The sequence below is a fragment of the Streptomyces sp. SM1 genome, assembly GCF_002910825.1.
Taxonomy (GTDB): Bacteria; Actinomycetota; Actinomycetes; order Streptomycetales; family Streptomycetaceae; genus Streptomyces; species Streptomyces okerensis.
This window is the reverse complement of record NZ_NEUB01000495.1, coordinates 1-418: the sequence shown is the minus strand read 5'-3', so window position 1 is coordinate 418 and position 418 is coordinate 1. Positions and strand designations below refer to the sequence as shown.

Sequence of the window (418 nt, the reverse complement as noted above, 5' to 3'; positions counted from 1 at the left end):
GGTCCGGCAGGGCCGCCGACACGGCCTCCCGGACCGCTCGGGCCACCTCCAGGGGACGGTGATCCACCCGGACGGCGAGGTCCACGCGCACATGCCGCCGGGGCAGCGCCGCACCGCTCGCGTGTTCGGACAGATGTACCGGGTGGACCGGCGCGCCCGTCAGCCGTGTCACCCCGGGGACGGCGAGCGTGGCGGCCGCGACCCGGACCGTCTCCGAGCCGCCGGGACCCACCGGACCCACCGGATCGGCCGGATCGGACTCACCCGTCCGGGTGGCGGTCGGCGTCGGCGGCTCGGCGTCCAGCAGCTCCGTCACTCGCAGGTCCACCTCCGTCACCACCAGCCCGATCCGCTCCGCCGCCGCCTCGGACAGGGCCGCACGCAGACGGGACGCCGTCACCGGCAGCGGCTGTGCCGC

At 77.3% G+C, this 418-nt stretch carries 1 pseudogene; it reads right to left on the bottom strand.

Annotated elements, in window-relative coordinates:
• Window positions 1-418 (bottom strand): annotated as a pseudogene (locus B9S61_RS12175) (nucleopolyhedrovirus P10 family protein); the annotation flags it as partial.